This is a genomic window from Micromonospora sp. NPDC047740, assembly GCF_043204735.1.
In the GTDB taxonomy this organism is placed as follows: domain Bacteria; phylum Actinomycetota; class Actinomycetes; order Mycobacteriales; family Micromonosporaceae; genus Micromonospora.
Map to the genome: position 1 here is coordinate 275,957 of NZ_JBIDCT010000005.1, position 22,045 is coordinate 298,001.

Below are 22,045 nucleotides of genomic sequence, written 5' to 3' on the forward strand. Positions count from 1 at the left end.
ACGGTGGGACCGGCGGGCGGGCCACCGTCAGCCGCGGTACCAGACCGTGACGTCGGTGGGAACGGCGTCGTCCTCCAGCGGTGCGCTGGCCACCAGCACCTCGGCACCGGCCGGCAGGGGCACCGACGCCGGGCCGAAGTTGGTCAGCACGGTGAGCCCGGCGTTGGTGAAGGTGAGCACCTCGTCGCCGGAGGAGAGCCAGCGCAGCGCCCCGGCGCCCAGCCCGTGCTCGCGGCGTAGCCGCAGCGCGGTCCGGTACAGCTCGTACGTCGAGCCGGGCACCCCGCGCTGCCGGTCGAGGGCGTACTCGGCCCAGATCGGGGGCTGGGGGAGCCAGCTCGCGTCGGTCGGCCCGAAGCCGTACGACGGGGCGTCGGCCTCCCACGGGATCGGCACCCGGCAGCCGTCCCGGCCCCGCTCGGTGTGCTGGCTGCGCTCCCAGGTCGGGTCCTGCCGCACCTCGTCCGGCAGCGTGGTGTGCTCCGGCAGCCCCAGCTCCTCGCCCTGGTAGAGGTACGCGGAGCCGGGCAGCGCCAGCATCAGCAGGGTGGCCGCCCGGGCCCGGCGCAGGCCGAGCGCGGCGTCGGGCTGCGGATCGCCGATGCCGATCCCGTTCGGCCGGGGAATGCCGATCGGCAGGCCCAGCCGGGAGGCGTGCCGGACCACGTCGTGATTGGACAGCACCCAGGTGGTGGGCGCGCCGACCGCGTCGGTGGCCTCCAGCGAGCGGGTGACGACCGCGTACTGGGCCGGGGCGGTCCAGGCGGCGAGCAGGTACTCGAAGTTGAACGCCTGGTGCATCTCGTCGGGCCGGACGTAGCGGGCCAGCCGCTCGGCCGGCTCCACCCAGGCCTCGGCGACCAGGATGCGATCCCCGCCGTACGAGTCGAGCAGCCGCCGCCAGTCCCGGTAGATCTCGTGCACCCCGTCCTGGTCCCACATCGGCGGGCGGGGCTTGTCCACCTCGGGGCCGGAGAGGATCTCCTGCGGCTCCTGCCAGTCGGCCAGGTCGGCCTGCTTGATCAGGCCGTGCGCCACGTCCACCCGGAAGCCGTCGACACCCCGGTCGAGCCAGAACCGGAGGATGTCCAGGAACTCGGCGCGGACCTCCGGGTTGCCCCAGTTCAGGTCGGGCTGGCCGGGGTCGAAGAGGTGCAGGTACCACTGCCCGTCGGGCACCCGGGTCCACGCCGGACCGCCGAAGACGCTCTGCCAGTCGTTCGGCGGCTCGGCGCCCTGCGGGCCGCGGCCGTCGCGGAAGATGTAGCGCCGCCGCTCCGGGCTGCCCGAACCGGCGGCCAGCGCGTCCTGGAACCAGCGGTGCGCGGACGAGGTGTGGTTGGGTACCAGATCGACGATCACCCGTAGCCCGCGCGCCTTCGCCTCGGCGATCATCGCGTCGGCGTCCGCGAGGGTGCCGAAGAGCGGGTCGACGTCCCGGTAGTCCGCCACGTCGTACCCGGCGTCGGCCTGCGGTGACGGGTAGAAGGGGGACAGCCAGACCGCGTCGACCCCCAGCTCGGTCAGGTGACCGAGGCGGGCGGTGATGCCGGGGAGGTCGCCGATCCCGTCGCCGTTCGCGTCGGCGAACGAGCGCGGGTAGATCTGGTAGATGACGGCCTCGGTCCACCAGCCGGTGGCCGGGCCGCCGGCCGGTTCCTGCTGCGTCGCGTCGGTGTTCAGAGCCTTCTCCCCTGTGTCGAGCGGTGGCCGTCCGCCGGCCGGTCGGTCATTCCCGCGGCCGTCACCCGGACGGCCGAATCCGTTCAGATTGCCCGCGGTGGTGCGGTCGATTCACGCACCACCAGTCGAGTGGGCAGGATCACCGACCGCGTCGGTGGCTCGCCGTCGGCGTCCCCGAGGCGTGGTCGCGGCACCACCCCCGGGTACGGGTCGGCGGTGCGCACCCCCAGCGGGTCGAGCAGCATCCGTGCGGCGAGCAGCCCCTGCTCCGCGGCGGGTTGGGCGACGGTGCTCAACCCGAGCACGCCGGCCAGGTCGTGGTCGTCGATGCCGATCACGCTGACGTCGTGCGGCACCCGCAGCCCGGCGTCGCGTAGTGCCGTCATCGCGCCCATGGCCATCTCGTCGCAGGCGGCGAAGATCGCGGTGGGCGGCTCGCCCCGGGCCAGCAGCTCGGCGGTGGCCCGGATGCCGCCGTCGATGGTGAACTGCGACTCGACGTCCAGGCTCGGGTCGGGCCGGATCCCGGCCGCGCGCAGCGCGTCCTGGTAGCCGCGGCGCCGGTCCAGATGCGTGGTGAAGGCCAACTCGTCGTCCGGATCGCCGGAGATGTGCGCGATCCGGGTGTGGCCGAGGTCGAGCAGGTGCCGGGTGGCGGTCCGTCCCGCGGCCACGTCGTCGATGCGTACCCGCGGCCAGCCGGGCACGCCGCTGCCGGAGCTGATGGTCACCCCCGGCAGGGCCAGCCTGGTCAGCGCGGCCACGTCCGCCGGCCGCAGCGGGGTGGCGACCAGGATGATCGCGTCCATCCGCTTGTCCAGGTTGGCGGTCCGCAGCACCCGCTGCCGGGTCTGCTCGCGGCCACCGAGGTTGTAGAGGAGCAGGTCGTACCCGTTCTGGTGGAGGAAGTCCTCGACGGCCTCCACGACTGTCCCGAAGAACCAGCGGGTGATCCGGGGAACCACGACGCCGACTGTGCCGGTCTTCCCGCCGGCCAGCCGGGAGGCGCTCGGCGAGACCGCGTACTGGAGCTGCTCGGCGGCGGCGAGGACCCGGCGCCGGGTCGCGGCCGAGACCGTCGGAAGGCCGCGCAGCGCCCGGGAGACGGTGGCCGTGGAGACCCCGGCCAGGCGGGCGACGTCGTCAATCTTCGTCATCGTTGTTCCCCCCGCTCCGCCCCGCGTCCGCCGCCGCCGGGGCCGGCGGCGGCGGAGCAGCGGGTCAGCCCTTGACGCTGCCGGCGAGCAGGCCGCGCACGAAGTAGCGCTGGAGGGACAGGAACACGATCAGCGGTACGACGATCGACACGAACGCGCCGGACGTGAGCCGCTGCCACTCGTTGCCCCGGGTGCCGGCCATCTCGGCGAGCCGGACGGTCAGCGGAGCGGTCTCGTTCCCGCCGCCCGCGAAGATCAGCGCGACCAGCAGGTCGTTCCAGACCCAGAGGAACTGGAAGATGCCGAACGCGGCCAGCGCGGGCGTGATCAGCGGCATGACGATGGTACGGAAGATCTTCGGGTGGGTGGCCCCGTCGACCCGGGCCGCCTCCATCAAATCCCTGGGCAGCTGCGAGATGAAGTTGTGCAGCAGGAACACGGCGAACGGGAGCGCGAAGCAGGTGTGCGCGAACCACACCTGCGCGAACTTCTGTGCACCGTCGAGTTCCCAGGCCGGCAGCAGGGTGAACCCGCCCAGACTGACGCCGTTGGAGAAGAAGCTGAGCAGCGGCACCAGGGCCATCTGCAGCGGCACGATCTGCATCGCGAAGATCCCGATGTAGACCCAGTCCCGGCCGCGGAAGTTGATCCACGCCAGCGCGTACGCGGCCAGGGCAGCGAACGCGAGCGGGAACAGCACCGACGGGATGGTGATCGCCAGCGAGTTGATGAAGTAGCTGGCCAACTGCCCGGACGACGAGGAGGTGCCGAACAGCACCTCCTGGTAGTTCTCCAGCGTGAACTGGGGGTCGCTGAAGAACGTCCACCAGCCGGTGGTCTTGATCTGGGCCTCCGGCCGGAAGGACGAGATGAACAGGCCGAAGGTCGGCACGGTCCAGAGCAGCGCGATGACGATTGAGACCACGGTGGCGGTCCGGGTGTTCAGCCGCTTGCGGACCCGCCGGGCGATGCCGCGGCGCTCATCCACCTGCTGGGTGCCGGTGCCGAGCGTGGGCGTGGTGGTGGTCATTTCACCCCTCCCGCTGCTGACGCAGGTTGCGGATCTGGTAGATCACGATCGGGATGACCAGAACGAAGAGGAAGACCGCCAGCGCGGAGCCCCGCCCGTTCTCGCCGTACCGGAACGCCTGGTTGTACATCTCGTTGGCGATCACGCTGGTTTCGTAGTTGCCGTTCGTCGCGGTCCGGACGATGTCGAAGACCTTCAGTGTGGCGATCGACAGGGTCACCACCACGACGATCAGGGCCGGCCGGATGCTCGGCAGGGTGATCTGCCAGAACATCTGCCACGGGGTGACCCCGTCCAGGCGGGCCGCCTCGACGATGTCGGCCGGGATGGCCTTGATCGCGGCGGAGAGCACCACCATGGCGAAGCCGGCCTGGATCCATATCATGATCACGATGAGCAGCAGCGTGTTCAGCGGCGACTCCAGCAGCCACTGCTGCGGTTTGCCGCCGAGGCTGACCAGGATCTGGTTGAGTAGGCCGATCTGCTCCTGGTCCTCGCCCCGGTACGCGTAGATGAACTTCCAGATGATGCTGGCACCTACGAACGAGATCGCCATCGGCATGAAGATCAGTGACTTGGCGAGCGCCTCGAACCGGGCCCGGTCGACCATGACCGCGTAGAGCAGACCGATCGAGGCGGCCACCAGCGGCACCAGGACCACCCAGGTGAGCGTGTTGAGCAGCACTCGGACGATCGCATCATCCGCGAACATCCACCGGTAGTTGGCCAGCCCCACCCAGTTCTGGCTGCCGCCGTCCATGAACGACAGCAGCGTGGTGCGGATCGCCGGGACGACCAGGCCGACGAGGAGCAGCAGCGTCGTCGGCAGCAGGAAGAAGAGCGCGAAGAGCCCTTCGCGGGGCTTCCGTCGCCGAGGCGGCGGCGCGCCGCCGGCCGATGCGGCGACCAGTTGAGCCTCACGGCGCCGGGCGAACCAGGACGGCACCACGTCCAGCAACAGGAGCAGGCCGCCCACCACCGCGACGAAGGCCACCAGCCCCCAGAGCAACATGAAGAGCTTTGGCGACTCCTCCGCGAAGTCGAAGTTCATCAACCCTCCCACGGGTGTCGACTGTGCCGGTGGGCCGGCCCGTGGTCACGGGCCGGCCCACCTTCCCAGATCACTTCGGCCAGCTGCCTTCGATGTCCTTCAGCGCCGACGCGGTGTCCTTGCCGTTCACCCAGGCGACCATGCCCTTCCAGAAGGTCCCGGCGCCGACCGCGGCCGGCATCAGGTCGGAACCGTCGAAGCGGAAGACCGCGCTCTTGTCCTGGAGGATCTGAACCGAGAGCTTGTCGATGGGGCTCTCCACGTTGGCGAGGTCCAGCTTGTTGTTCGCCGACGCCCAGGCGCCCAGCTTGGCCCGGCTGTTGGCGTGCTCGCCCGAGGCCAGGAACGTCTGCACCGCCTGTACCTCCGGCCGGTCGCTGAAGGCGACGGTGAACTGCCCGGCGCCGAGCACCGGCTTGCCCTTGGCCGGGTCGATCGCCGGGAAGTAGAAGGCGAAGACGTCCCCGTCCTCGCCCACCTTGGTGCCTTCCGGCCAGTTGTTCGCGTAGAACGACGCCTGCCGGTGCAGCGCGCACTTGCCCTGCAGGATCGGCAGGCCCGCCTCCGAGAACGCGGTGGTGGCGATGCTCTTCACGCCGCCGAAGCCGCCGTTGACGTACTTCTCGTTCTTCAGGATGGTGCCGGCCCGGTCCAGGGCCTCGGCGACCTTCGGGTCGTTGAACGGGATGCCGTGGGTGGTCCACTGGTCGTAGACCTCAGGGGTCTGCGTCCGCAGCATCAGGTCCTCGATCCAGTCGGTGGCCGGCCAGCCGGTGGCCTCACCGGACTCGATGCCGGCGCACCACGGCTTCGTGCCGCTCGCTGCGATCGTGTCGCTCAGCTTGATGAGGTCGTCCCAGGTGGTCGGGACCGCCCAGCCCTTCTCCTTGAACGTCTTCGGCGAGTACCACACGAACGACTTGACGTTCGAGTCCAGCGGCACGCCGTAGAGGGTTCCGTTGACGGTCGCGTACTTCAGCCAGTCGGCCGAGTAGTTCTGCTCGGCCATCGCTTTCGTGTCGCCCGCGAGGGGCTTCAGCTTGCCGGCGTCGGCAAACCGCTTCAGCAGGCCCGGCTGCGGAATCGTCGCCAGATCCGGCGCGTTGCCACCGTCCACTCGCACGGGCAGCTGCGCCTCGAATTCACGGCTGCCCTCGTAATCGATCTTGATGCCGGTGCAGTCGACGAACTGCTTCCAGGACTCCTGCAGCTTGTCGGCCTCGACGTCGGTGTTCGTCGAGTAGATCGAGACCTTCTTGCCCTCGTGGCCCTGGTACTTCTCATAAGCGGCACACTCCGCGGAGCCCGCCTTGCTGCTCTTCTTGTCGCTGCTGCCGGTGCCGCAGGCGGTGACGCCGAGCGCCAGCCCCAGAACGCCGGCGACCGCGAGAGCCTGGCGCGATCTGGCAAACGCCATGCCGATCTCCTTCCTAGCCGGCGCGTGGAGGGATCGAAACTCGCGCCGGTCCGATGGTCGTCCCCACATGTAAGCGCTTGCATCTTGTCGGGTCCACCCCCCTGCCGGACACGGCCCGGTAACAATCCCGAAACCCACTTACCGCGCGTGGGCGCGCTCCCACGCTCCGCTGATTCCGCCGGCAGGGCACCCCTTTCCATCAATGGCGCTTTCTGTCACGCTGAGCACGGCAGATAGAAAACTTTCAACATAGGAGGAAGTGGATGCGCAAGCGGTGGTTCAGCCTGGCGGCCGTGGGCGCCGTCCTCGCGGCGACCCTGGTGCCGGCGACCCCGGCCATGGCGGCCCCGACCTTCAAGGTCCCGTTCCCCTGCAACCAGTCCTGGTCCGGCCAGACCCGGTCCGACCACAGCCCGGCCTACGCCATCGACTTCAACCGCACCGACGACCTGGGTGACCCGGTGGTGGCCAGCGCGCCGGGCACGGTCGACCGGGTGACCGACCTCGGCGGCACCAGCTACGGCAAGTACGTCCGGATCGACCACGGCAACGGCTACACCACCTACTACGCCCACCTGAGCGGCTTCAACGTCTCGGTCGGGCAGACCGTCGGCTACGGCCGGGTGATCGGGTACGTGGGCAGCACCGGTGGCTCCACCGGCCCGCACCTGCACTACGAGCAGCGGCTCAACGGCAACGACATCCAGGTCCGGTTCAACGGGGCGCTCGCCCTCTACTGGGGCACCAAGACGTACACCAGCGACAACGGCTGCTCCGGCTCGAACACCGGGGAGGGCACGGTCAACACCACCTCCGGTGTGAGTCTGACCGTCCGCTCCGGACCGGGCACCAACTACAGCGCGGTCGGCTCGGTCGCCGACGGCGCGAAGGTCACCATCTACTGCCAGACCAGCGGCACCACGGTCACCGGCACGTACGGCACCAGCTCGATCTGGGACCGGATCGGCACCGGACGATACATCTCCGACGCGTACGTCTACACCGGCTACGACGGCTACATCCCCGGCGTACCCCGCTGCTGACCGGCAGCGCCGCGGGCCCCGGCCGAGCCCCACGTCCGACCGGCGAACCGGTCGGTCGGGTGGGTGACCGCCCGGAACGCGAAGCGCCGGGGTCGTCGCGTCCGCGGGCTCCAGTCTGGGAGGACGGAGGCCGCGGACCCGGCGACCCCGGCGGGTCAGGGGTGGGGTGCGGCGGCTAGCTGCTGAAGATGCTGACGCCGCCCGGGCCGACCAGCAGGCCGACGATGATGAGGACGATGCCCCACAGGATCTGCCGGCGGAACAGCGCGAGGATGCCGGCGACCACCAGTACGACTGCGAGAATCCAGAGAATCAGCTCCATGGCTCGTGCAGTACCCGGCCGCCGAATCCGAGAAACCTAGCCCCGGTCGAGGTGATCTCCCAGGTGGAAGATGCTGTACGCCTGCTTGATCACGGGGTGGGCGACGTTGCGGACGCGGACGCCGCCGGGGGTGGTGCCCCGCTCCGATCCGTGGTGGGCGTGCCCGTGCAGCGCCAGCGCGGTGGGCGCCGAGTCGATCGCCTGGCCGAGCTGGTAGCAGCCGAGGAACGGATAGATCTCCAGCGGTTCGCCGGCGAGCGTGTCCGGCACGGGGGAGTAGTGGGTGAGAGCCACCAGCACGTCGCACTCCAGCCCGCGCAGTGCCCGGCCCAGCGCGTCGGCGCTGTCCTTGGTGGTCTGGACGAAGGCCTTCATCTCCGGCTCACCGAAGTCGCTGGCGCAGCGCCCGGCGAAGCCACCCCCGAAGCCCTTCGCCCCGGCCACGCCGAGCCGCCCGCCGGCGCACTCCAGCACGATTCCGTTCCCCTCCAGCACGGTGATGCCGACGTCCTCCAGCACCTTCACCACCTGTGGCACCTCGTCACACTGGTGCTCGTGGTTGCCGAGCACGCTGATCACCGGCACCCCGAGGTTGCCGAACTCCCGCGCCACGCAGCGCGCCTCGGACTCGCTGCCGTGCCGGGTCAGGTCGCCGGCGAGCAGCAGCGCGTCGGCGCAGTCGGGCAGCTCGTCCAGCGCCGGCCGGAACCGCCCGACCACGTCCTCGTCCATGTGCACGTCGCCGACCGCGGCGATCCGGATCACGGTCCGACCTCCCTCACGGCAGCTCCTCGACCTGGCTGGGCGCCTGTGTCCGGATCACCCCGATGTCGCTGGTGATCGGCACGTTCGGGAATCGCTCGGCGACCCGGCGCAGGATCTCCTCCCGTCGGTGCGGGCTCTCCACCTCGCCGTAGAGCACCAAGCCCCGCTCCAGGCAGACCACGGTGATGCCCTGCTCGGCGATCGCCGGGTCCTCGGCCAACATGCGCTGGATCTCCGCCTCGACGTACTCGTCGGGCGGCGCGTCGCCGTGCTGCTCGGTCACGGTGTCTCCCTTCCCTCGGTGGTGCCGCTCTCCGGCAGCACGTCCAGCCGGTCGAGCAGCACCAGGAACGCCTCGGCATACGGCGAGTGCTGCGTCTCCTTCCGTACCCGTTCCCAGTCGATCTGTTCGCGCAGCGAGCGGGCCAGCGGCAGGGCCCGGGCGAAGTCGCAGTAGTGCTGGGAGAAACTCAGCAGCTTGTGCACCATCAGCTGGGTGGCCGAGAGCACCGGCATGTGGATCGCGTCGACCGGCCGCACGATGGTGTCGGCGAAGGTCTCCTCGGTCACCGGAGTCTCGATCGGCCGGTGGATCAGATCCACCATCCGCCCCTCGTCATAGACCTTGACGAGCCAGTCCTCGGGCGGGCGCTCGGCGGTGAAGCCGGCCTCGACCAGCGCCTCCAGTGCCCGGTCGACGTCCTGCTCCCGGATCAGGAAGTCCACGTCGTGGTCGCTCGAGTGGCCGCCGTGGGCGTACACGGCGAAGCTGCCGCCGAGCGCGAAGGGGATCTCGGACTGCTTGAGCACGGCGGCGACCTTCTTGAGGGTGTGCACCAGGGTCTCGTCCCCGCGCTCGGCCATCTGGTTCTCCCGTCGTCGTGGGTGGCGGTGGGAATGAAGTTGCGTACCCGGCGAACCGGTCGGCCACACCTGTTGCCGCAGTGGCGCGGACGGGGCGGGCCGGAACGGGACAAACCGCCGGGGACGGGCACCGGTCCGCTAGCCTGGGGCAGGTGGCCAGGTCACTGCGGGGGCGGCGCGGCAGGGCCCGACTGCGCGCCGTCGCTCTGATCGGCATCGATGGCTCGGGCAAGACCACACAGGCCCACCGGCTCGCCGAGGCGCTCACCGCCGCCGGCCACGCCGCCACCTACCACCGCAACGCCGGCGGTCGTCGCTGGCTCGGCCGGCTCGCGCAACGGCTCGGCCGGCCGGACGCGCAACGGCTGGTCGGCCGCGACGGGCTGCTCGCCGTCGAGTCCGTGCTCCGCTGGCTCGCCATCGCCCTCGCCCTGCTGAGCTGCCTGGTGACCGGTCGCACCGCGGTGATGGACCGCTGGTCCCCCTGCCAGTACGCCAGCATCCGGGCGCACGGGGGACAACGGTGGGAACGGCTGGCCCGGGCCGGCTACCGCATCTTCCCCGCGCCGCGGGTCACCTTCCTGCTCAGCGTCGACCCGGCCGAGGCGTACCGGCGGATCGAGCGGCGCGGCACCGACCACGAGACCATGCGGTGGCTCACCTCCGCCGCCACCGCCTACCGGACGCTGCCGGAATACGCCAGCTTCGTGGTGGTCGACGCGAACGGCACGCCGGACGAGGTGTCCCGCCGCATCCGCGCCCACCTCACCGAGTGGCTCCCGGGCGACCCGCCGTCGTCGACGGGTGGGCCGCCGGGTGGCCCCCGCCCACCCTCGGGCGGGGCGGGCCGGGGTGACCCGCTGCCGGCTCAGGCCCGCCCGTAGACCGGGATGCTCGCCCCGCTGGTCGGCGCGGACTCGTCGGAGGCGAGAAAGCGGATCACCGCGGCGATCTCGGCGGGCGGCACCCAGCGCCGGTGGTCGGCCTCCGGCTGGGCGGCCCGGTTGGCCGGGGTGTCGATCACGCTCGGCAGCACCGTGTTGCACCGCACCCCGCGCTGCCGGTATTCCACCGCCACCGCGTTGGCGAAGGCCAGCACCGCGGCCTTGGCCGTGGCGTAGCCGGCCGCGCCGGGGAAGGGCGCCACCGCGGCCCGCGCCGACACGCAGACCACCGCGCCGCCGCCGGCCGCCACCAGGTGCGGCAGTGCCGCCTGGGTGACCAGGTACGTGGGGCGCAGGTTGATCCGCAGCATCCGGTCGAACTCCTCGACCGGGGTCTCGTGCACCAGCCCGCCGCTGGCGTACCCCCCGACCAGGTTGACCACCGCGCGCAGCGGCGCGCTCGGCTCCGCGGTCGCCGCCGCGACGGCCCGCGCCGCCCCGGCGGGTTCCAGCAGGTCCGCGCCGACGGCCTCCGCGACGGCGCCAGGTCGCGGCGCGGCGCCCGAGGCGTCGGGCTGGAGCTGCCGCCGGACCTGGACCGGCCCGGACGCCGCCGGCGCCGTCGGATCGCCCTCCCGTTCGGGTACGACCACCCGCCAGCCCGCCTTGAGGAAGGCCGCGGTGACCGCACCGCCCAGTCCGCCCGTGCCCCCGGTCACCAGCACCGTGCGCTCCGCCATGGGCCCACGCTAGTCGGCCGCCGGGCGGGGCGGTGGTCGGGGGCGTTCCGGCCGGGTCGATGCCGACTGGGCGTCCGGAGCCGTCCGTCCGGCGGCCCGCTCCAAGCCGTCCGGTCGGCGTGACCTGCACGAAGGCCGGTTGGACGGTCGGTCGGCGTGGCCGACTCGACCGGAGCGGATGAGGTGGGCGGGCGGCGGGAATGGGACCCTTGCGGCGATGATCCGGCGCGGAAGGGGGTACTTTTCCCGATACGCGCGGTCATGGTTGACGGTCGCGCCTCATGAAAGTAAGTTTCATCCGTGGCGAAGAGTCCGAAGATTTCTGCGAGTCACGAGCCCGGTGGACTGATCGTCCACATCAGTGGCCTGCTCCCGTCGCTGTCCCCGGCCGAGCAGCGGGTCGCCCGGCTGGTCGTCGCCGATCCGGCGGACGCCGCCCGGCGCACCATCACCGACCTCGCCACCGCCGCCGAGACCTCGGAGGCCACCGTCATCCGGTTCTGCCGGTCGGTGGGCATGGAAGGCTACCCTCAGCTGCGGATCCGGCTCGCCGCCGAGGCCGCCCGGCGGATCGAGCCGCCGGACGCCCGAGTGGTCGGCGGCGACATCCCGCCCGGCGCCGACCTGGCGCAGATCATCGCGACCATCGCGTTCAACGACGCACGGGCCGTCGAGGAGACCGCCGAGCAGCTCGACCCGGCCGTCTGCGAGCAGGTGGTCGAGGCGATCGGTGCGGCCGGCCGGATCGACGTCTACGGCGCCGGCGCCAGCGGCTTCGTCGCCTCCGACTTCCAGCAGAAGCTGCACCGCATCGGCCGGACCGCCTTCTACTTCCCGGACGTGCACACCGCGTTGACCTCGGTGGCCCTGCTGGGCCGGGGCGACGTCGCGGTCGGCATCTCGCACACCGGCACCACATCGGACGTCATCGAGGTGCTGGAGCAGGCCCGGGCGCGGGGCGCCACCACGGTCGCGCTGACCAACTTCCCCCGCTCGCCGATCACCGAGGTGGCCGACTTCGTGCTCACCACCGCGGCCCGCGAGACCACCTACCGCTCCGGGGCGATGGCCAGCCGGCTCGCCCAGCTCACCGTGGTGGACTGCCTCTTCGTCGGAGTGGCCGCGCGCAACCGGGCCAAGGCGAAGAAGGCCCTGGAGGTGACCGCCGAGGCCGTCCAGTCGCATCGGGTGGGCGCCGGGCGGAGGCGGGGATGACGACCGGACGGGTGGAGCCGGGCGAGGTGACCGCGGTGCGGCCGGTGGTGCGGGTGGGGGCGCCCACCGAGCGGCGCAACCCGCACAGCGTCGACCTCGACCTGATGTCGACCCGGGAGGTGCTCACCGTCATCAACGAGGCCGACCGGCGGGTGCCGGGGGCGGTGGCGGCGGTCCTCGACGAGATCGCGGAGACCGTCGACCTGGCCGTGGCCGCGCTGCGCGGCGGGCACCGCGTGCACTACTTCGGCGCCGGCACCTCCGGCCGGCTCGGCGTGCTGGACGCCGCGGAGCTGGCCCCCACCTTCAACTCGCCGCGGCACTGGTTCTGCGCCCACCTCGCCGGTGGCCCGGAGGCCATGTGGCGGGCCGTGGAGGACGCCGAGGACGACGAGCGTGCCGGTGCCGCCGACGCCACCGGCTGCGTACGCGCCGGCGACCTGGTGGTCGGGCTGGCCGCCAGCGGACGCACCCCGTACGTCCTCGGGGCGCTCGCCGCCGCCCGGGCACAGGGGGCCTCAACCGTGCTGCTCTGCGCCAATCCGGAGGCCGACGCCGCCTCGTCGGTGGACGTCTTCATCGGGGTGGACACCGGACCCGAGGTGATCACCGGGTCGACCCGGATGAAGGCGGGCACCGCGCAGAAGCTGGTGCTCAACACGTTCTCCACGGCCGTGATGGTGCGCCTCGGTCGGGTCTACTCGAACCTGATGATCGACATGGTCGCCACCAACGCCAAGCTGCGCGGCCGGATGATCTCGATCCTCATGGAGGCCACCGGCTGCGCGGAGGAGCTCTGCCGGGTCGCGCTGCACGAGGCCGACGGCGATCTCAAGACCGCCCTGGTCTCGCTGGTCTCCGGCGCGGAGGTCTCCGCCGCCCGGGCCGCCCTGGCCCGCTCCGCCGACCAGGTGCGCGGCGCGCTGGCCCTGCTCGCCTCCTGACCCTCCGGCGTCCCGTTCGCCCCGCCCGCTCCGGCGGCTGCGACGCACGTCACGCCGTGGCCGGGACGGCTTCCGCGCTGCGGATTGTTCACTGAAGCGTGGGGTAATCCTGACCCGTGGCTGAACCGCCCGGTCCGCCGATGCGTATCTCGCAGTGACCAGGATCGCAATGCCACGGTGACGCGGGTCGCTGTGTTCTTGGAATTCGCAATGGTGCGATTTCCCGGGCGGCAACGATTCCGCTGCTCCGAGCGTCTTTTCAGCAGGGCGTGCGCGAGCCACCCGAGCAGGGGTCCTGACAGCAAACATGGACCGGGCTCTCAGCTACTACTCAGGCATTCGTGACAGTTTCGACTCACGACATGGAATCCCCAACGCGTCTCAACTGTTGTGTAGGTGTCAGCACCTACGGGCACAGCAGAGGTTACGGGGAGGGCTGATGAACGTGGGGATGGCAAGGAACCGGGCAACCGGCGCTAGCGAGGGGACCGTGGCAATCGTGGACAAGAACATCGGCATGCGTACCGACGAGGTCGCCGAGGAGCGCGACCTGGTCGGCGTCTACCTGCACGAGATCTCCCGGACGCCGCTGCTGGACGCCGCCAAGGAGGTCGACCTCTCCAAGGCGATCGAGGCCGGCCTCTACGCCGAGCACCTGCTCGGCGAGGACCGCGTGCCCGTCGGCGTCGAGCGGGAGGAGCTGGAGCGGCTGGTCGTCGAGGGTGAGCGCGCGAAGGATCTGTTCATCCGCGCCAACCTGCGGCTGGTCGTGTCGATCGCCCGCCGGTACGTGCGGTCCGGCATGCCCATGCTGGACCTGATCCAGGAGGGCAACACCGGCCTGGTCCGGGCGGTCGAGAAGTTCGACTACGAGCGTGGCTACAAGTTCTCCACCTACGCGACGTGGTGGATCCGCCAGGCGATCAGCCGGGCCATCGCCCAGCAGGAGCGGACCGTCCGGCTGCCCGTGCACTTGGTCGAGGACGTCAACCGGATGCGGAACGTGACCCGCCAGCTCACCCGTGAGCTGGGCAGCGACCCGGAGCCGGAGCAGATCGCGGCGGCGCTCGGCGTCACCGTCGAGCGGGTCAACGAGCTGGTCCGTTGGTCGCAGGACACGGTCTCGCTGGACACCCCGGTCGGTGACGACGGCGACACCAACCTGGGCGACCTGGTCGCCGACAGCGACGCCCCGTCGCCGGAGGACATCGTCCTCACCGGGCTGGAGCGGCAGCGCATCGAGGGCCTGCTCAACCACCTCGACGACCGGTCGGCCGGCATCATGCGGGCCCGCTACGGCCTGGAGGACGGCCGGGAGCACTCGCTGACCGAGGTGGCCTCGCGGTTCTCGCTGTCCCGGGAGCGGATCCGCCAGCTGGAGATCCAGGCTCTCGGCCGGCTCCGTGAGCTGGCCCGGGCCGAGGGGCTGCAGGCAGCCTGAGCTGGTAGTAATGACAAGACGAGCGGCCGGCGTCCGATAGGGGGACGCCGGCCGTTCGCCGTCCGGGAGTCCGCGCGGGCTCTTGGGGTCAGCGCACCCGGCCGTAGCCGGCGATGGACATGATGTTCATGTCCCGCTTGTTGACGTTGCGGCCGGCGCTGGGCGCGTCGATGATCTGACCGCCACCCACGTAGAGCGCCACGTGACCCAGGCCGGAGTAGAAGACCAGATCACCGGGCTTCAGCGAACTGCGGCTGATCCGCGCGGTGGCGTTCCACTGCATCGCCGCGTTGTGCGGCAACGACTTGCCGGCCGCTCGCCACGCGGCCAGCGTGAGCCCGGAACAGTCATAGCCGCTGGGGCCGTCGGCCCCGTAGACGTACGGCTTGCCGACCGCTCCGTACGCGTAGCGCACCGCCACCCCGGCGGAGCCGGAGACAGCCGGTGGACTGCCTGCGGAACTGGCCGAGCCGGGCGCCTCGGTGGCCCGGCCGTACGCCTGCCGCCGCAGTTGATAGAGGCGGTCCAGGTCGGCCTCGATCTTCTTCTTGGCAGCCCTGAGCTGCCTCGCCTGAGCCGCCTCACGGGCCAGCGTGGCGTCGAGCCGGGTCTTCTGGTCGATCAGCCGGCGCTGGTCCGCGGTGAAGCCGGCGATGGTCTGCTGGCGCTGGCGGGTCAGCTGGTCCAGCGTGCCCAGCCGCTCCGGCAGCGAGGCCGACCCGCTCGGCTCCAGCAGCGCCTGCGCGGTGCGCAGCCCGCCGGTCTTGTACGCGGTGACGGCGAGGACGCCCACGTCGGCGCGGCTGCGCTCGGCCTGCGCCTGCAACGGGCCGATCCTGGCCTGCAACGCGGCCGCGGCGGCCTGGTTGGCCTTGATGTCCTCGTTGAGCTTGTTGTAGGACTCGACGATTCGCTCCAGCTCAGTCGAGGACTTCTCGATCTGCTTCGTCAGCTCGGCGGGGGTGGGCTCGGCCCGAGCCACCGACGCCGGGGCGATCAGCACGGCCGAGAGGCCGGCGACCACCAGCGAGCGCAGCAGGATCCGTAAGGACGACAAGAGCGGAAAGCTCCTCTCCCACGGTCGCCGGGAGCGTTTCGCACCCCGGCGACACCGGCCCGGGGCCATCCGGGTGGATGGCGGTCGACCGGACCGGCCTGCCCAACCTAACCCGTGACGGGAGTGCCCGGCAGTTGAAGTAGGGGCGAATGTTGGCAAAGTGTCAGGAAGTGATGCTGGTGACCGTGACGCTTTGTGCCCGTTTCGCGACCCGAACGTGGCGACCCTCGCGCCCGATGGCCGCATCGTGAGGCTCGCCCCATTCGTCGTTCTCGGCGGATGTCGCCAGGCAACGGGGCGTGAAGTCACGACATAGCCCCAAATGGCTTCTGTTTCCGGGCGGAATCCCCGCCGGGGGTGGCCCCGGGGACCAGGAGAAACGCCGGGCCGGGGTGGCGCGCCCCCAACACAATGAAGCGCGGAGCCGGGAATCCGGCCAGCGGCATCGGCACTGGTCAGGGCTGGCGCGGAGAACCCGGCGCGCGACCCCTGGAGGACGCCGTGCAGAGCGATGGCTCCACCACCCGCCCGCCCCGGTCGCCGCAGGCGACCACCCCGACCCTGCTCTATGCCCGGCCGGGCATCGTCGTCACCGCCGAACGCTTCACCGTCGGCCGCAACAGCTGGCGGGTCACGGAACTCACCCAGCTCTGGACCACCCGCGGGCCGCACGACCGGCTGGCCCTCCGGGCGGTCGTGGTCACCGCCGCGCTGATCGGCGCGGTCGGGGTGCTGCTCGGCTTCACCGGCGGGCTGCAACGACTCACCGCGGCCGCGTACCTGGCGCTGGGCGCGGTGGGTCTGCTGCCGCTGGTGCTGATCCTGGTCGGCGACCGCTGGCGGCCCCCGGCGTACGAGCTGTGGGGGCTGCACCGGGGCGCCGAGGTGCTGCTGTTCAGCAGCGACGACGAGCGGCAGTTCGGCCAGGTCACCCGGGCCCTGAACCGGGCCCGGGAGGGGGTACGCCACGGTGCCGGCTGGGCGGACCCGCTGGCCTCCGCCGACCCGTGGCGGCCCAGCCGGTGACTCAGCCGGCGACCGGCTCCGGGGTGCGGGGCCGGTCACCGGCCGACACCCAGTGGCTGACCCGGCGCTCGGCGTAGAACGAGACGAACGGCACCGTGCCGGCGAGCATCACCAGCAGCATCCGCTTCAGCGGCCATTCGGCCCGGCGCGACAGGTCGAACGTCGCGGCCAGGTAGAGCATGTACAGCCAGCCGTGCGCGGTGCCGACCACGGCCACCACGGTCGGCTTGTCGAAGCCGTACTTCAGCGGCATGCCGATCAGGACCAGCACCGCCAGCGCGACGCCCACGATCCAGGCGATCACGCGGTACCGGGTAAGCGCTCCGCCCACCGTCGTCCGTCCTTCCGAACCGGCCATCAGCCGGGATAGTCGCCGGGCCGCGCGCCCGGGTTGGCGTTCAACCATGACAGATAGCGGTTGTACGCGGCGAGGTCGCCGTCCTCGACCGCCTCGACCGGGGTGGCCGGCACCCGGCTGACCCGCACCGGTCGGCGTACCACCGGGGTGGTGGGGGCCGGCTCGGGCCCGGCGGCCGCCGGCGGCGCCGGAGTGGCCGCCGGCGGCGCCGGAGTGGCCTCCGGCTCACGCGGGCCCCGCAGTGCGTGCCGCACCTCACGCCACCAGAGGAAGACCACGAAGCCGGCGAAGACCGGCCACTCGATCGCGTACCCGAAGCTCAGCGTGTTGCCCTCGGCGGCCCGGGTGACCTGCCACCAGCCGAGCCCGAGGCAGCCCGCGACCAGCACGACCATGGCCACGTGGCGGGCGATCCACGCCGGTGTCCGGAGCCGCTTCATGCCTTTGAGGGTACCGGGGCCGGCGGCCGTCTCCGACGCGGTGTCGTAGGTCGCGGGGTTTGGTGGCATCCCGGGTGGGCATCCGTCTAGACGCCAGCCCGAACGAGACGAGGGGGCGACAATGACCGAATCAGTACGCCGGCCCGCCGACGCCAGCCCGGAGCAGCGGATGCCCGAGTGGGACGGCGACCACGCCCGGACCGATACCGCGCTGGGCGACGTCGACGGCGAGCTGCTCGGGGTGGACCCCGCCGAACTGGGCGACGAGGACCTGATCCGGGAGATGCAGAGCCTGCACCGGACCCGGCTGGACACCCTGCGGCACGCCACCGACTCCGCGCTCGCCAACCACCTGCGTCGCACCGCGGAGCTGGAGACGGAATACCTCGCCCGGCACCCGGGGCGGGAGGTCGACCCGAGCCGGCTCCGGGGGGCCTGATGGCGGCGCACGTCGAGCGGGGGATGTCTGCGCCGCCCGAGGTGGTCTTCAACACGGCCATCGACCCGGACCGGGCGGCGGCGTGGCTGCCCGAGCCGCTGCGGCAAGACGGCGGGCGCCGGCCGGAGGTGGTCAGCGTCGAGGAGATGCGAGCGACCTGGTACAGCGACTCCGCGCCCGACTGGTCGGCGGAGATCCGGGTGGAGGCGGCCGACGCCGGGGGCGCCCGGGTCCGGCTCGACCTGGCCGGCGGGGACGTCCCGGCGCTGGCCGAGGAGACGCTGGCCAACCTCGCCCGCGAGGTGGATGACAACCTGACCGCCGGCTGAGCCGGCGATGCCACGAGAACGAGGAGGCCGGGTGTCCCGGAGTGGCCTGAAGCACAAGGTGGCGCGCCTTCGTCAGGCGTACGCGCCGCACGAGCACCGACCGCTGGGCGGCTACCTGGTGGCGATGGGCACGTACGCGACGGTCACCGCGTCGCTGGTGGGCCTGGTCCGGGCGACCGGGCGGCCGGTGCCGGAGCGGCCCTCGCCGGCAGACGTGGTGCTGCTCTCCGTCGCGACCCACAAGCTCAGCCGGCTGCTCTCCAAGGACGCGATCACCAGCCCGCTGCGTGCTCCGTTCACCCGCTACGACCACCCGATCGGCAGTGGCGAGGTGATGGAGCAGGTCCGGGACCAGGGCAGTGCCACCCGGCACGCGGTCGGGGAACTGCTGAGCTGCCCGTTCTGCCTGGCGGTCTGGGTCGCCACCGGGCTCACCGGCGGGCTGGTACTGGCGCCCCGGCTGACCCGGCTGGTCGCTACCGCGCTGACCGCGGTGGCCGCCTCAGACTTCCTCCAGATGGGGTACGCGGTCGCCCAGCAGGCGGCCGCGGGTGGGCAACGCGGAAAGTGAGTTGCGACGGCTCCGAACCGGAGTTTGTCGAGACGAGGGGCGGACGCTGGCGCGCCCGCCCCTCGTCCGTGCGCTCAGGTGGGGTTGGTGCCGTGGTTCTCGCCGGCCCAGCCACGCGACGACTCGGGCTCGCGTCGGCCCCCGTCCTCGCCGGTGATGATGTCCTCGTCCACCGCGGTTTCCTCGTGCTCCTCCGCGAACTCCGGATCAGCGTCGGGGGGCGCCGCCGTCGGCGGCTGGCCGAGCGCCTCCGGTTGGCGCTGCCCCTCGTCCCGGTCGGTCATCCCACTGTCCTCTCCGTCGTGCCACCGGCGGTCTCCGGGCGGACGCCGTCCCGGCCCGCTCCGGCCGGTCGGCGCGGCGTCCATCCGGCCGGCCGTTCAGGCGACGGTCCCGCCCAGCAGGTCGTTCACCTCGTCGATCGCGTACTCGCCCTGCGGGAGTGCGGCGATCCGGGTGAGCAGTTCCGCGGGGAGTTCGGCGGCGACCGCCCGGCGGTAGATGTCCGCCTGGGTGATCCGCTCCTGGCCGTGGTAGATGTCGTCGAGCAGTTCGTCGAGCTGCCGGGTGTCCGGCTGTTCGGTCACGGGCGCGTCGTCGGTCACCCCGGTCAGCTACCCCGGCCCGAATCGGTCAAACGTCGCCGGTCCCGGCGCTGCCCCGGCTCCCCGTTGATCACGAGGTTGGCGGCGATGTGGATCTCGCTGACCGCCGCCAACCTCATGATCAACAGATGGGTGGACAGGGGAGGTCAGGCGGGGGTGGGGAGGGTGGCGCGGCGGGTGCGGACGGCCTGGGCCAGGTCGGTGAGGACCTGCGCGGTGGTGTCCCAGCCGATGCAGGCGTCGGTGACGGACTTCCCGTACTCCAGCTCCCGCGTGGGGTCCAGGTCCTGGCGGCCGGCTTGGAGGAAGCTCTCCAGCATGATGCCGACGATGCCGCGCTGGCCGGCGGCCAGCTGGGCGGCCACGTCGGCGGCGACGAGCGGCTGCCGGCGGTGGTCCTTGCCGCTGTTGGCGTGGCTGGCGTCGATCACCACTCGTTCGGGCAGGCCGGCGGTGCGGAGCAGGTCGAGCGCCCCGGCCACCGACTCCGCGTCGTAGTTGGACCGCCCGCCCCCGCCGCGCAGCACCAGGTGGCCGTCGGCGTTGCCCCGGGTGTGCATGATCGCCGGGGTGCCGGAGACGTCGATGCCGGGGAAGACGTGCGGCACGCCGGCCGCCCGGATCGCGTCCACGGCGGTGGAGATGCTGCCGTCGGGGCGGTTCTTCATGCCGATCGGCATGGACAGGCCGGAGGCGAGCTGCCGGTGCACCTGGCTTTCAACCGTCCGGGCGCCGATCGCTCCCCAGGCCACCGTGTCGGCGATGTACTGCGGGGTGATCGGGTCGAGGAACTCGCAACCCACCGGCAACCCGAGCCGCAGCACGTCGAGCAGGAGCGACCGGGCCGTCCGCAGGCCGGTGTTGACGTCGCCCGAGCCGTCCAGCCCCGGGTCGTTGATCAGGCCCTTCCAGCCCACCGTCGAGCGCGGCTTCTCGAAGTAGACCCGCATCACCACCAGCAGGTCGTCGGCGAGCCGGTCGGCGGCCTCGCGCAGCCGGCCCGCGTACTCGAGGGCGGCGGCGGGGTCGTGCACCGAGCACGGGCCGACCACGACCAGCAGCCGGTCGTCGGCACGGTCCAGCACCCGGCCGACGGCGCGTCGGCCGGTGACCACGGCCTCCGCGAGCGCCGCGTCCAGGGGCAGGTGGTGGTGCAGCAGGGCCGGGGTGGTCAGTGGTACGACGCGGTCGATCCGCTGGTCGATGACCCGATGGGCGTCCTGGGTCGGCACGGTGGGGTTCCTTCCGCCGACCGTGCCCGGGGCCGGCGCCCGGGGTCGAGCCGGCTGCTCGTACGCGAAAGGGCAGGGAATGATCCCTGCCCGGCCGGCTCGAAGAGGAGTGACGTCAGATCATGGTCGAGTCACCGGCTCCTCCAGCCGGCTGCCTAAACCATCGATACGACCGCGTCACGCCAGCCAGCTTACCCGACGCGACGGGCTGGGCTCACTCCATCGTCGGCAGGGCCCCGCCCCGCGTTCAACTTCATCTATGCTGCCAACGGTGGCACCGAGGGCGCGACAAGCGCCCGGCGGGGCCATCAGCGCCACGCGGCGCCGCGACGGAACGATTTCCGCGGCGTACCGGATCCTGGGAAAGCGGAACCGGAACCGCACCACCTGGCCGACGACGACGGCACCCTGTACGCCCGAACGAGGTGCGTGGCCCGTTCCGCTGCGCACCCGCGGGGTATGGGAACGGCATGAGCCACCAGCAGAACGACCAGGACCGGATCGAGTCCCGCGCCCACCTCCTGCCGGAGGAGGCGGCGGTGGGCAGCGAGGACCCCGAGGCCCAGGCCGACGCGATCCTCGCCGAATCGGACATCCGGGAGGATCGGAACGTCGCCCAGGACGCCACCCTGGAGCGCCGGACGTCGGATCAGACCGTGACCCCGAGCGAGCCTCCGGACTGAGCGGACGCACCCCGGACCCGGCGGGAGCCGCGGTAGGTGGTGTCGCGCAGCCAGGCGAGCAGCCCCTCCGCCCGCAGACCCGCCGGCAGGTTGCCGATCGGATCGAAGGCCAGCGCGGCGTCCTCCCGGGCGCCGCGCCGGCCGTCGAGGCAGACCTGCCCGAACGGCCGCCACGGCCCGACCGTCGAGGCCACCGCCAGCACCAGCCGGGGCGCGTCCGGGCCCGCCGCCGACGAGACCTCGGCGAGGCTGCGGCCCAGCTCCGGCGAGTCCGGGTCGGCCAGCGCGGCCACCAGGAGCCGGCACCGGCCGGCCCGGAAGGGCAGGATCGAGCTGTACGTCCCGGTGAAGCGCCGCCGGGGCAGCGGCAGTTGGCGCAGCACCGGCGGGGCGGCGCTGGAACTCATCAGCAGATCCACCGGCGGGTCCGGGTCCCGGTGCAGCCGCACGCCCAGCCCCAGCACGTCCGGCCAGCTCCCCGGCGTGGCGACCCCCTTCGACAGCCGGACCGTGCCCCGCCACCGTCCGGGCCGGTCGAAGAGCGGGACCCCGGTCGGCGGACCGGGCGTACCCCAGATCATCACCTCGGCGGAGAAGGTGCGGCCGGCGGGATGCAGCAGCCGGGCCCGCCGACGGCAGGCCAGCGCGGCGGCGGCACGTTCGGTGGCGGTGGATGCGGGGTCGGGCATGCCCCGGGGATACCCCGCCGCGCGGCGAGGATGCTCCCGCCCGTCCCCTTTCCGCCCGCG

The 22,045-nt window shown here is 72.0% G+C and carries 27 protein-coding genes; 10 read left to right on the forward strand and 17 right to left on the reverse strand.

Features of this window, described 5'->3' with window-relative positions; genetic code table 11:
• Positions 1–27: 27 nt before the first annotated feature.
• From ACGF4F_RS12245 to ACGF4F_RS12265, 5 genes are all read right to left on the reverse strand, one after another.
• Positions 28–1,683, reverse strand: coding sequence for an alpha-amylase family glycosyl hydrolase (locus ACGF4F_RS12245; protein ID WP_357441080.1), 1,656 nt, complete (start codon positions 1,681–1,683; stop codon positions 28–30).
• A gap of 83 nt (positions 1,684–1,766) precedes the next feature.
• A complete protein-coding gene (locus tag ACGF4F_RS12250; protein WP_393077045.1) occupies positions 1,767–2,840 on the reverse strand; it encodes a LacI family DNA-binding transcriptional regulator in 1,074 nt (357 codons plus the stop codon).
• A 64-nt stretch (positions 2,841–2,904) separates the two neighbouring features.
• A complete protein-coding gene (locus ACGF4F_RS12255) occupies positions 2,905–3,870 on the reverse strand; it encodes a carbohydrate ABC transporter permease (RefSeq protein ID WP_357440840.1) in 966 nt (321 codons plus the stop codon).
• A 1-nt stretch (position 3,871) separates the two neighbouring features.
• On the reverse strand, positions 3,872–4,921 hold the full coding sequence (locus ACGF4F_RS12260) for a sugar ABC transporter permease (protein WP_357440843.1): 1,050 nt from the start codon (positions 4,919–4,921) through the stop codon (positions 3,872–3,874).
• A 70-nt stretch (positions 4,922–4,991) separates the two neighbouring features.
• A complete protein-coding gene (locus tag ACGF4F_RS12265; protein WP_357440845.1) occupies positions 4,992–6,338 on the reverse strand; it encodes an ABC transporter substrate-binding protein in 1,347 nt (448 codons plus the stop codon).
• Between the two features lie 263 nt (positions 6,339–6,601).
• Here ACGF4F_RS12265 and ACGF4F_RS12270 point away from each other — a divergent pair, with 263 nt between their 5' ends.
• Positions 6,602–7,381, forward strand: a complete 780-nt coding sequence (locus ACGF4F_RS12270; protein WP_357440847.1) for a peptidoglycan DD-metalloendopeptidase family protein — start codon at positions 6,602–6,604, stop codon at positions 7,379–7,381.
• Positions 7,382–7,556: 175 nt separating this feature from the next.
• Here ACGF4F_RS12270 and ACGF4F_RS12275 read toward each other — a convergent pair whose 3' ends face one another.
• The 4 genes from ACGF4F_RS12275 to ACGF4F_RS12290 are packed head-to-tail and all read right to left on the reverse strand — an operon-like array spanning position 7,557 to position 9,332.
• The gene (locus ACGF4F_RS12275; RefSeq protein ID WP_167402562.1) at positions 7,557–7,703 is read right to left on the reverse strand and encodes a GPGG-motif small membrane protein; all 147 of its coding nucleotides are present in this window, start codon (positions 7,701–7,703) and stop codon (positions 7,557–7,559) included.
• A 36-nt stretch (positions 7,704–7,739) separates the two neighbouring features.
• A complete protein-coding gene (locus tag ACGF4F_RS12280; RefSeq protein ID WP_357440851.1) occupies positions 7,740–8,468 on the reverse strand; it encodes a metallophosphoesterase in 729 nt (242 codons plus the stop codon).
• A gap of 13 nt (positions 8,469–8,481) precedes the next feature.
• Positions 8,482–8,691 carry a hypothetical protein gene (locus ACGF4F_RS12285; RefSeq protein WP_357441083.1) on the reverse strand — a complete coding sequence of 70 codons (210 nt, stop codon included), beginning with the start codon at positions 8,689–8,691 and terminating at the stop codon, positions 8,482–8,484.
• A gap of 56 nt (positions 8,692–8,747) precedes the next feature.
• Positions 8,748–9,332 (reverse strand): nucleotidyltransferase, encoded by a 585-nt coding sequence (locus ACGF4F_RS12290; RefSeq protein ID WP_073835985.1) that lies wholly within the window; start codon positions 9,330–9,332, stop codon positions 8,748–8,750.
• Between the two features lie 152 nt (positions 9,333–9,484).
• Between ACGF4F_RS12290 and ACGF4F_RS12295 the strand changes: the two genes are divergently transcribed.
• Entirely contained in the window at positions 9,485–10,216 is a 732-nt protein-coding gene (locus ACGF4F_RS12295) for a dTMP kinase (RefSeq protein ID WP_357440854.1), read from the forward strand.
• Here the strand turns inward: ACGF4F_RS12295 and ACGF4F_RS12300 are convergent.
• Positions 10,201–10,956 carry an SDR family NAD(P)-dependent oxidoreductase gene (locus ACGF4F_RS12300; RefSeq protein ID WP_357440856.1) on the reverse strand — a complete coding sequence of 252 codons (756 nt, stop codon included), beginning with the start codon at positions 10,954–10,956 and terminating at the stop codon, positions 10,201–10,203. The two genes, ACGF4F_RS12295 and ACGF4F_RS12300, sit on opposite strands and share 16 nt — an antisense overlap.
• A 300-nt stretch (positions 10,957–11,256) precedes the next feature.
• Between ACGF4F_RS12300 and ACGF4F_RS12305 the strand changes: the two genes are divergently transcribed.
• The 3 genes from ACGF4F_RS12305 (at position 11,257) to ACGF4F_RS12315 (ending at position 14,556) form a co-directional block, all read left to right on the forward strand.
• Complete coding sequence (locus ACGF4F_RS12305; protein ID WP_357440857.1) at positions 11,257–12,171, forward strand: MurR/RpiR family transcriptional regulator; 915 nt, start codon at positions 11,257–11,259, stop codon at positions 12,169–12,171.
• Positions 12,168–13,115: an N-acetylmuramic acid 6-phosphate etherase gene (murQ, locus tag ACGF4F_RS12310; RefSeq protein WP_357440860.1), complete on the forward strand. Its 948-nt coding sequence runs from the start codon at positions 12,168–12,170 to the stop codon at positions 13,113–13,115. Before ACGF4F_RS12305 ends, murQ begins: the two co-directional genes overlap by 4 nt.
• 451 nt (positions 13,116–13,566) lie before the next feature.
• On the forward strand, positions 13,567–14,556 hold the full coding sequence (locus tag ACGF4F_RS12315) for a sigma-70 family RNA polymerase sigma factor (protein ID WP_357441086.1): 990 nt from the start codon (positions 13,567–13,569) through the stop codon (positions 14,554–14,556).
• A gap of 88 nt (positions 14,557–14,644) precedes the next feature.
• Here the strand turns inward: ACGF4F_RS12315 and ACGF4F_RS12320 are convergent, their stop codons facing one another.
• On the reverse strand, positions 14,645–15,613 hold the full coding sequence (locus ACGF4F_RS12320) for an NlpC/P60 family protein (protein WP_393077054.1): 969 nt from the start codon (positions 15,611–15,613) through the stop codon (positions 14,645–14,647).
• Positions 15,614–16,114: 501 nt separating this feature from the next.
• Here ACGF4F_RS12320 and ACGF4F_RS12325 point away from each other — a divergent pair.
• Positions 16,115–16,639, forward strand: coding sequence for a DUF6232 family protein (locus ACGF4F_RS12325; RefSeq protein WP_357440865.1), 525 nt, complete (start codon positions 16,115–16,117; stop codon positions 16,637–16,639).
• A gap of 1 nt (position 16,640) precedes the next feature.
• On the opposite strand, the gene ACGF4F_RS12330 is transcribed toward ACGF4F_RS12325, so the two are convergent.
• The gene (locus ACGF4F_RS12330; RefSeq protein WP_357440868.1) at positions 16,641–16,970 is read right to left on the reverse strand and encodes a DUF3817 domain-containing protein; all 330 of its coding nucleotides are present in this window, start codon (positions 16,968–16,970) and stop codon (positions 16,641–16,643) included.
• Between the two features lie 26 nt (positions 16,971–16,996).
• Positions 16,997–17,437 (reverse strand): hypothetical protein, encoded by a 441-nt coding sequence (locus ACGF4F_RS12335; protein ID WP_357440871.1) that lies wholly within the window; start codon positions 17,435–17,437, stop codon positions 16,997–16,999.
• Between the two features lie 121 nt (positions 17,438–17,558).
• Here ACGF4F_RS12335 and ACGF4F_RS12340 point away from each other — a divergent pair, with 121 nt between their 5' ends.
• The 3 genes from ACGF4F_RS12340 to ACGF4F_RS12350 are packed head-to-tail and all read left to right on the forward strand — an operon-like array spanning position 17,559 to position 18,776.
• On the forward strand, positions 17,559–17,876 hold the full coding sequence (locus ACGF4F_RS12340; RefSeq protein ID WP_357440874.1) for a DUF6158 family protein: 318 nt from the start codon (positions 17,559–17,561) through the stop codon (positions 17,874–17,876).
• Positions 17,876–18,205, forward strand: coding sequence for a hypothetical protein (locus ACGF4F_RS12345; protein WP_357440876.1), 330 nt, complete (start codon positions 17,876–17,878; stop codon positions 18,203–18,205). The genes ACGF4F_RS12340 and ACGF4F_RS12345 overlap by 1 nt, the downstream gene beginning before the upstream one ends.
• A 7-nt stretch (positions 18,206–18,212) precedes the next feature.
• Positions 18,213–18,776 carry a DUF1360 domain-containing protein gene (locus tag ACGF4F_RS12350; RefSeq protein ID WP_393077059.1) on the forward strand — a complete coding sequence of 188 codons (564 nt, stop codon included), beginning with the start codon at positions 18,213–18,215 and terminating at the stop codon, positions 18,774–18,776.
• A 74-nt stretch (positions 18,777–18,850) separates the two neighbouring features.
• Here ACGF4F_RS12350 and ACGF4F_RS12355 read toward each other — a convergent pair whose 3' ends face one another.
• From ACGF4F_RS12355 to ACGF4F_RS12365, 3 genes are all read right to left on the reverse strand, one after another.
• Positions 18,851–19,060 (reverse strand): hypothetical protein, encoded by a 210-nt coding sequence (locus ACGF4F_RS12355; protein WP_357440882.1) that lies wholly within the window; start codon positions 19,058–19,060, stop codon positions 18,851–18,853.
• Between the two features lie 96 nt (positions 19,061–19,156).
• Entirely contained in the window at positions 19,157–19,390 is a 234-nt protein-coding gene (locus ACGF4F_RS12360) for a hypothetical protein (RefSeq protein ID WP_393077185.1), read from the reverse strand.
• A gap of 137 nt (positions 19,391–19,527) precedes the next feature.
• Positions 19,528–20,613 (reverse strand): 3-deoxy-7-phosphoheptulonate synthase, encoded by a 1,086-nt coding sequence (locus ACGF4F_RS12365; protein ID WP_357440888.1) that lies wholly within the window; start codon positions 20,611–20,613, stop codon positions 19,528–19,530.
• A gap of 470 nt (positions 20,614–21,083) precedes the next feature.
• Here ACGF4F_RS12365 and ACGF4F_RS12370 point away from each other — a divergent pair, with 470 nt between their 5' ends.
• The gene (locus ACGF4F_RS12370; RefSeq protein WP_357440891.1) at positions 21,084–21,296 is read left to right on the forward strand and encodes a hypothetical protein; all 213 of its coding nucleotides are present in this window, start codon (positions 21,084–21,086) and stop codon (positions 21,294–21,296) included.
• Here the strand turns inward: ACGF4F_RS12370 and ACGF4F_RS12375 are convergent.
• The gene (locus ACGF4F_RS12375) at positions 21,263–21,985 is read right to left on the reverse strand and encodes a phosphodiesterase (RefSeq protein ID WP_357440893.1); all 723 of its coding nucleotides are present in this window, start codon (positions 21,983–21,985) and stop codon (positions 21,263–21,265) included. The two genes, ACGF4F_RS12370 and ACGF4F_RS12375, sit on opposite strands and share 34 nt — an antisense overlap.
• Positions 21,986–22,045: the final 60 nt, after the last annotated feature.

What these genes read in the sequence shown, in the direction of transcription:
- ACGF4F_RS12250 (WP_393077045.1), bottom strand. Translation starts at nt 2,840, where the DNA reads ATGACGAAGATTGACGACGTCGCCCGCCTGGCCGGGGTCTCCACGGCC.
- ACGF4F_RS12255 (WP_357440840.1), bottom strand. Translation starts at nt 3,870, where the DNA reads ATGACCACCACCACGCCCACGCTCGGCACCGGCACCCAGCAGGTGGAT.
- ACGF4F_RS12260 (WP_357440843.1), bottom strand. Translation starts at nt 4,921, where the DNA reads ATGAACTTCGACTTCGCGGAGGAGTCGCCAAAGCTCTTCATGTTGCTC.
- ACGF4F_RS12265 (WP_357440845.1), bottom strand. Translation starts at nt 6,338, where the DNA reads ATGGCGTTTGCCAGATCGCGCCAGGCTCTCGCGGTCGCCGGCGTTCTG.
- ACGF4F_RS12270 (WP_357440847.1), top strand. Translation starts at nt 6,602, where the DNA reads ATGCGCAAGCGGTGGTTCAGCCTGGCGGCCGTGGGCGCCGTCCTCGCG.
- ACGF4F_RS12275 (WP_167402562.1), bottom strand. Translation starts at nt 7,703, where the DNA reads ATGGAGCTGATTCTCTGGATTCTCGCAGTCGTACTGGTGGTCGCCGGC.
- ACGF4F_RS12285 (WP_357441083.1), bottom strand. Translation starts at nt 8,691, where the DNA reads ATGTTGGCCGAGGACCCGGCGATCGCCGAGCAGGGCATCACCGTGGTC.
- ACGF4F_RS12290 (WP_073835985.1), bottom strand. Translation starts at nt 9,332, where the DNA reads ATGGCCGAGCGCGGGGACGAGACCCTGGTGCACACCCTCAAGAAGGTC.
- ACGF4F_RS12300 (WP_357440856.1), bottom strand. Translation starts at nt 10,956, where the DNA reads ATGGCGGAGCGCACGGTGCTGGTGACCGGGGGCACGGGCGGACTGGGC.
- murQ (WP_357440860.1), top strand. Translation starts at nt 12,168, where the DNA reads ATGACGACCGGACGGGTGGAGCCGGGCGAGGTGACCGCGGTGCGGCCG.
- ACGF4F_RS12315 (WP_357441086.1), top strand. Translation starts at nt 13,567, where the DNA reads ATGGCAAGGAACCGGGCAACCGGCGCTAGCGAGGGGACCGTGGCAATC.
- ACGF4F_RS12335 (WP_357440871.1), bottom strand. Translation starts at nt 17,437, where the DNA reads ATGAAGCGGCTCCGGACACCGGCGTGGATCGCCCGCCACGTGGCCATG.
- ACGF4F_RS12340 (WP_357440874.1), top strand. Translation starts at nt 17,559, where the DNA reads ATGACCGAATCAGTACGCCGGCCCGCCGACGCCAGCCCGGAGCAGCGG.
- ACGF4F_RS12345 (WP_357440876.1), top strand. Translation starts at nt 17,876, where the DNA reads ATGGCGGCGCACGTCGAGCGGGGGATGTCTGCGCCGCCCGAGGTGGTC.
- ACGF4F_RS12350 (WP_393077059.1), top strand. Translation starts at nt 18,213, where the DNA reads ATGCCACGAGAACGAGGAGGCCGGGTGTCCCGGAGTGGCCTGAAGCAC.
- ACGF4F_RS12355 (WP_357440882.1), bottom strand. Translation starts at nt 19,060, where the DNA reads ATGACCGACCGGGACGAGGGGCAGCGCCAACCGGAGGCGCTCGGCCAG.
- ACGF4F_RS12370 (WP_357440891.1), top strand. Translation starts at nt 21,084, where the DNA reads ATGAGCCACCAGCAGAACGACCAGGACCGGATCGAGTCCCGCGCCCAC.
- ACGF4F_RS12375 (WP_357440893.1), bottom strand. Translation starts at nt 21,985, where the DNA reads ATGCCCGACCCCGCATCCACCGCCACCGAACGTGCCGCCGCCGCGCTG.